The organism is Actinotalea ferrariae CF5-4 (assembly GCF_000603945.1).
GTDB lineage: Bacteria > Actinomycetota > Actinomycetes > Actinomycetales > Cellulomonadaceae > Actinotalea > Actinotalea ferrariae.
Genome location: NZ_AXCW01000147.1, coordinates 1 through 6,612 on the forward strand (window position 1 = coordinate 1; position 6,612 = coordinate 6,612).

Annotated in this window: 4 protein-coding genes; 3 read left to right on the forward strand and 1 reads right to left on the reverse strand. The window is 73.8% G+C overall.

The genetic code is table 11. The annotated features are described in order from the left end of the window. Positions 1-77 precede the first annotated feature (77 nt). Entirely contained in the window at positions 78-1,601 is a 1,524-nt protein-coding gene (locus N866_RS12715) for a threonine/serine exporter family protein (RefSeq protein WP_081802624.1), read from the forward strand. 141 nt (positions 1,602-1,742) lie between these two features. Next, on the forward strand, positions 1,743-3,599 hold the full coding sequence (locus tag N866_RS12720; RefSeq protein ID WP_034226874.1) for a bifunctional metallophosphatase/5'-nucleotidase: 1,857 nt from the start codon (positions 1,743-1,745) through the stop codon (positions 3,597-3,599). A gap of 136 nt (positions 3,600-3,735) precedes the next feature. Here the strand turns inward: N866_RS12720 and N866_RS12725 are convergent, their stop codons facing one another. Further along, a complete protein-coding gene (locus N866_RS12725; protein WP_155855350.1) occupies positions 3,736-4,407 on the reverse strand; it encodes a hypothetical protein in 672 nt (223 codons plus the stop codon). Positions 4,408-4,589: 182 nt separating this feature from the next. On the opposite strand from N866_RS12725, the gene N866_RS12730 reads away from it, so the two are divergent. After that, on the forward strand, positions 4,590-6,612 hold a 2,023-nt coding region (locus N866_RS12730; protein ID WP_034226878.1), incomplete at its 3' end, for a glycoside hydrolase family 31 protein.

Below are 6,612 nucleotides of genomic sequence, written 5' to 3' on the forward strand. Positions count from 1 at the left end.
GCGTGGGCACGGGCAACGAGCAACGTGCTCACGGGTGCGGTCGGGACCGCGCCGGACCAGCACCTAGGGTCGGGTCCATGCCTCAGCGGTGGGATCTGCGGTCCGTGGTCCGGCGCGTCGCCGGAGGTCCGCCCACCGTGCAGACCGGCCTGCGGTCGCGGCCCGGCGAGCTCGACGCGACGACGATCCACGGGGTCATGGAGCTCGCGCTGCGGGTCGGCGAGGCCATGCTCTCCCTCGGCGCGGCGGCCGTCGACGTCACGCTCGCGATCCGCCGGGTGCTCAAGGCGTTCGGCCTGCGCGGCGCCCAGGTGGACCTCACGTTCACCTCGATCACCGTCTCCTACGACCGCGGGGTCGGCGCGTACCCGTTGACGATGATGCGGGTCGTCGCGGAGCGGCTCCCGGACTACGGGCGCCTCCAGGACGTGGTGGAGCTCGCCCGGGACGTCGGCGAGCGGGTGGTCCCGCCCGAGGACGCGGCGCGCCAGGTCGACGCTGCCCACGAGGCGCTCGACCGGATCGTCTCGGCGCCGCAGACGTACCGCCGCTGGGTCGTGACGGTCGCCCTGTCCACGCTGGCCGGCGCGGTCGCGGTCCTGCTCGGGGGCGGTCCGGCCGTCGCCCTCGTGGCCGCGGCGACGACGGCGGTCATCGACCGCGTCGTGTGGTTCCTCGGCCTCCGCGGCCTCCCCGCGTTCTTCCTCCAGGCCGTGGGCGCCGCCATCGCGGCACTCGTCGCGGTGGCCCTCTTCCTGGCCCGGCCGGTCCTGCCCTTCGACCCCGACCTCCTCCCGCCCTCGCTCGTCGTCGCGGCCGGGATCGTCGTGCTGCTGGCCGGGCTCTCCCTCGTCGGCGCGGCGGAGGACGCGATCAGCGGCTTCCCCATCACCGCCGGTGCCCGGGCGTTCGAGGTGCTCGTGCTGACCCTCGGCATCGTCGTCGGCATCGGGTTCGTCCTGGACGTCGCGCGCCGCCTCGGCGTCCCGCTCCTCCTGCTCGACCCGCCGCAGAACACCACCCCCCTCCTCGTCCAGGTGGCGGCGGCCGCCGTCGTCGCCCTCGCCTGGGCCGTCGCGTCCTACGCCCGGCCGCGCGCCGTCGTCGTGGCCGCGGCGGTGGGCGGCATCTCGTGGGCCGTGCTCAGCGCGATGACCACGCTCGGGGTCGGTCCCGCGGTGGCGAGCGCCGTCGCCGCCGCCGTCGTCGGCTTCCTCAGCGAGTGGGCCTCGCCCCGGCTGCGGGTCCCGTCGATCGTGACGTCCGTCTGCGGCATCGTCCCGCTCCTGCCCGGGCTGGCGATCTACCGCGGGCTGTTCGACCTCGTCAGCAGCACCACGGAGATCGGGATCCTCCCGGGGGTCGCGGGGCTGTTCGGTGCGCTCATGATCGGCCTCGGGATCGCCGGCGGCGTCACCCTCGGCGAGTTCCTCGGGGCGCCGCTGCGGCTCGGCACGCGCGGGGGCGGGCGGTCCCGGTCCGCGGCCGTGCGGGGCATCACGGGCCGCGCCCCGCGGCAGATGCTGCGCCGGAGCGACCGGACCTCCGCGCCCCGTGGAGCCGCCGCCGGTGACGACACCCCGCTCCAGCCGGGCGGCTGAGCGCGTTCACCCCGGCCTCGCCCGGGCATCGGGAAGCGTTCAGAGATCGCTCCCCCGCGGGCCCTTGTGACCATGAGGGCCCCCGACGAACCATGTGCGGGCACCGACCGGTGCAGTCACCTCACACGGGAGGACCCCCGCATGAGCAACCGCACATCCCGGGCGACGACGCTCGGAGTGCTCACCGCCGCAGCCGCCCTCATCACCGTCGGGGCCGCGCCTGCGGTGGCCGGCGGCTCCGACGGCGGCAACGGCAACGGCCGGACCGGGTACGGCCAGCCGCGGTCGTACGAGCTCACCGTCATGGGCACCAGCGACCTGCACGGCAACATCCTGAACTGGGACTACTTCGCGAACGCGGAGTACACGGACCGCCCCGGGAACGACGTCGGGCTCGCGAAGATCGCGAGCCTCGTGGAGCAGGTGCGCGCCGAGAAGGGTGCCGCCAACACGCTCCTGGTCGACAACGGCGACCTCATCCAGGGCACGCCCCTGGCCTACTACTACGCCAAGGTCGACCCCATCACCGAGGGCGCGCAGCACCCCATGGCCACCGCGATGAACGCGCTCGGCTACGACGCGGCCGTGCTGGGCAACCACGAGTTCAACTACGGCCTGCCGCTGCTGCGCGCCTTCGAGGACCAGGTCGACTTCCCGCTCCTGGGCGCCAACGTCCTGGACGCGACGACGGGCGACCCGGCGTTCACGCCGTACACGATCAGCACCGTGCGCCCCGACGGCCGCGGCAAGCCGATCAAGGTCGGCTTCGTCGGCGTGACGACGCCGGGCAGCGCGATCTGGGACCGCGCGAACGTCGAGGGCGTGCTGGAGTTCGGCGGCGTCGTCGAGCAGGCGGCGTACTGGGTGCCGAAGGTCCGCGAGGCGGGGGCCGACGTCGTCGTCGTCCTCGCGCACACCGGCGCGGACGGCGGCTCGTCGTACGGCGACGCCCTGCCCTTCCCGGAGAACGCGGCCGTCGAGATGGCCGAGCAGGTCCCCGGGATCGACGCCGTCCTGACCGGTCACGCGCACCGGGAGATCCCCGAGCGCGTGGTGATCAACGAGCAGACCGGCGAGGAGGTCGTCCTGTCGATGCCCCTGCGCTGGGGCATGCGGCTGTCGACGTTCGACATCGACCTGTCCTACGAGCGCGGGACGTGGACCGTCGACTCCGTGAACGCGGAGCTGCTCAACGCGAACACGGTGCCGGAGGACCCGGAGATCGTGGACCTCGTGGCGGACCAGCACGCGACCGTCGTGGACTACGTCAACAGCGTCGTGGGCACGTCCCTCGCGCCGATGTCCGCGGCGACCGCCCGGTACCGGGACACCGCGGCCCTGGACTTCATCAACTACGTCCAGGCCCTCGAGGTGCAGCGGAACCTCACCGGGACCGACGCCGAGCTGCCCGTCCTGTCGATCGCGGCGCCCTTCAACGCCCAGGCGGCGATCCCCGCCGGGGACGTGTCCGTCCGCGACATCGCCGGGCTGTACATCTTCGACAACACGCTGCTCGGGGTCCGCATGACCGGTGCCCAGATCAAGGACTACCTCGAGTTCTCCGCGCGGTACTTCCAGCAGGTCAGCAGCGCCGGTCCGCTCGCCCCGTCGCAGGTCACCAACGCAGTGACCCCGACGGCGCAGACCGGCACGCCGGACTACAACTACGACGTCATGGCGGGGCTCGACGCGCCGCTGACCTACCAGATCGACCTGTCGCAGCCGGTGGGCAGCCGGATCGTCGGGCTGGCGTACGACGGCGCGCCGATCGACCCCGCGCAGGAGTTCGTCGTGGCCGTCAACAACTACCGGCAGTCCGGCGGCGGCAACTTCCCGCACGTCAAGGACGCTCCGGTCGTGCACAACGCCCAGCAGGAGATCCGTCAGCTGATGATCGACTGGGTGAGCGCGCAGGGCGTCATCGACCCGGCGGTCTTCTCCTCGACCAACCCGGACTGGGTGCTGACGTACGGCGGGGAGCCGCTCGTCATCGAGTGAGCCGCTCCGCCGGCCGGCCGTGAGGTCGGCAGGCGGACGCACCGCGGCCGGGTGGGACCGTCAGGTCCCACCCGGCCGTCGTCGTCGGTCGCCTCAGCCGTTCGCTGCCGGTCGTGTCAGACGGCGTCGTCGCGGCTCAGGCGTCGGCCCCGCCGCGACCCATCCCGCCGCCCAGGCCGCCGTGCATCCCGCCCATGCCCCCGTGCCTGCCCTGGCCACCCCACCCGTGGTGACCGCCGCCGGCCGGCCCGCCGCTCTCGACGCGCTCGGTGATGCGCTCGGTCAGGCCGGCCCTGAGCTCGTCGGCCTCCGCGGCGTCGAGACGGCCGTCGGCCACGGCCTCGTCCAGACGCTCCTCGGCCTCCGCCACGAGCGCCGCCACGAGGTCCTCGACGGCGACGCCCTGCGCCGCCGCGACGTCCGCCAGCGTGGACCCATCCGCGAGCGCGTCCCGCAGCTCGTCGGTCGTCAGTCCCAGCGCCTCCGCCGCGGTGTCCAGGTTCGCGCCGTGCCCGCCGTGCCCGCCGTGCCTGCCGTCACCGGCGCCCCCGTGCGGGCCCATCTCGTCGGCGAGGGCCTCGGCGACGGCATCCGCCTGCGCGGCGTCGATCGTCCCGTCTGCCACGAGGGACTCCAGGGAGTCGCGGATGCGCTCCGCGTGGTGGGCCAGGAACGGGTCCTCGGCCGTCGTCTCGTCCGACGGCGCCGCCGTGGCCGGCAGCACGGCCGTGGCCCCGATCGCGACCCCCGCCAACCCGACCAGCCCGACGGCCCCTGCCGCGACCGTCCTCCGCAGTGCTGTCCTCATCGCCCTCTCCCCACCGTGACCCCGCACCGGTCCAGGCGCCGGCTCCCTCTGGTCCGAGCCTCCTCCCCGGTGCTGGGAGCAGCCTGGGAGCCACCTGCCAGTTCGCCCGCCGTCGGCTCGCGCCGGGACCCGCAGCGGTGGCAGGGTCGACCTGCCCCACCCCCAGCCGGAGGACCCACGCCGTGAAGCCGGAGTACCGCCTGCCCGCCCGTCCCGTCGCGCACGAGGACGCCGTCGTCGGCGGCGACCGGTGGCGGATCTCGGTCCTCACCGACGGGCTCGTCCGCGTCGAGTGGTCCGACGACGGCGGCTTCGAGGACCGGCCCTCCACGTTCGCGATCCGCCGCGAGCTCCCCGTGCCGCCCTTCCGCGTGCACGACTCGGGGACGCACGTCGAGGTCGAGACCGCCCGCTTCCGGCTCACCTACGACAAGCAGCCGTTCAGCACGAGCGGCCTGAGCCTGGCCGTGCTCGGCGGCGTGAGCAGCTACCACTCGGTCTGGCGGTTCGGGCAGGACGCCGGGGAGCTCGGCGGGCAGATCGGGCAGAGCGAGGACAACCTCGGCGGGACGGCCCGGACGCTGGACGACGTCGACGGCGCGACCGCCCTCGAGCAGGGCGTCGTGTCCCGGCAGGGCTACGCGGTGCTCGACGACTCCGACTCGTTCCTCTTCGACGACGACGGCTGGGTCGCCCCGCGCGAGCCCGGCCGGCAGGACCTCTACCTCTTCGCCTACGGCCACGACTACCTCGACGCGCTCCAGGCGTTCTACGCGGTCAGCGGCCCGACGCCCGTGCTCCCCCGCTGGGCGTTCGGCAACTGGTGGAGCCGCTACCACCGGTACTCCGCGGACGGGTACCGCGCCCTCATCGAGCGCTTCCGGGCTGAGGGGCTGCCGTTCTCGGTGAGCGTCATCGACATGGACTGGCACCTCGTCGAGATCGGCCCCCGGCACGGCAGCGGCTGGACCGGCTACACCTGGAACCGCGAGCTCTTCCCGGATCCCGCGGAGTTCCTGGCGTGGCTGCACGAGCGCGGGCTGCGCGTCACCCTCAACGTCCACCCGGCCGACGGCGTCCGCGCGCACGAGGACGCGTACACCGACATGGCGCGCGCCCTGGGCCTCGACCCGGACGCCGGCGACCCCATCGCCTTCGACGTCACCGACCGCGACTTCCTCGCCGCGTACTTCGACGTCCTGCACCGGGAGCTGGAGCGGGACGGCGTCGACTTCTGGTGGATCGACTGGCAGTCCGGGCCGCACTCGAAGGTCGCGGGCATCGACCCGCTGTGGATGCTCAACCACTTCCACTACCTGGACAACGCCCGCGACGGCCGCCGCGGCCTGACCTTCTCCCGGTACGCCGGGCCGGGCAGCCACCGCTACCCCGTGGGGTTCTCCGGCGACACGGTCATCTCCTGGGACTCCCTGGCCTTCCAGCCGCACTTCACCGCCACCGCGAGCAACATCGGCTACGGCTGGTGGAGCCACGACATCGGCGGGCACTTCTTCGGCACGAAGGACGACGAGCTCGCCACGCGTTGGGTCCAGCTCGGCTGCTTCTCGCCGATCCTGCGCCTGCACTCCGGCGCGAACCCGTTCATCACCAAGGAGCCGTGGACGTTCTCGTCCGACGCGCGGGACGTGCAGACGGCGTTCCTGCGCCTGCGGCACCGGCTCGTGCCCTACCTGCACACCATGAACCACCGCGCCGCCGACGGCGTGCCGCTCGTGCTGCCCATGTACTACGCGCACCCGGAGGTGAACCAGGCGTACGAGGTCCCCGACCAGTTCGCCTTCGGGTCCGAGCTGGTCGTCGCGGCCGTCACGCGCCCCGCCGACGACGCGTCGCTGCTCGCGCGCACGCAGGCGTGGCTGCCACCCGGGACGTGGGTCGACGTGCTCACCGACGTCGCGTACGACGGCGACCGCCGGGTCGCCCTGCACCGGGACCTGCGGACGATCCCCGTCCTGGCAGGTGCCGGTGCGCTCGTGCCGCTCGACGGCGCCGAGGTGCCGGGGAATGAGCCGGTGAACCCCGAGCACCTCGAGGTGCTCGTCGTCGTCGGGGCGGACGGGGCGTTCGGCCTGCTGGAGGACGACGGCGGGGCGGGCGAGCCGACGCGCACGCCGCTGCGCTGGGAGCAGGCGGCGGGCCGGTTCACGGCGGGCCCCGCCGCGGCGTCGTCGTCGTCGGGCTCCG

Excerpts from the sequence above, each read along its gene's own strand:
- N866_RS12715 (WP_081802624.1), top strand. The coding sequence starts at position 78 with ATGCCTCAGCGGTGGGATCTGCGGTCCGTGGTCCGGCGCGTCGCCGGA.
- N866_RS12720 (WP_034226874.1), top strand. The coding sequence starts at position 1,743 with ATGAGCAACCGCACATCCCGGGCGACGACGCTCGGAGTGCTCACCGCC.
- N866_RS12725 (WP_155855350.1), bottom strand. The coding sequence starts at position 4,407 with ATGAGGACAGCACTGCGGAGGACGGTCGCGGCAGGGGCCGTCGGGCTG.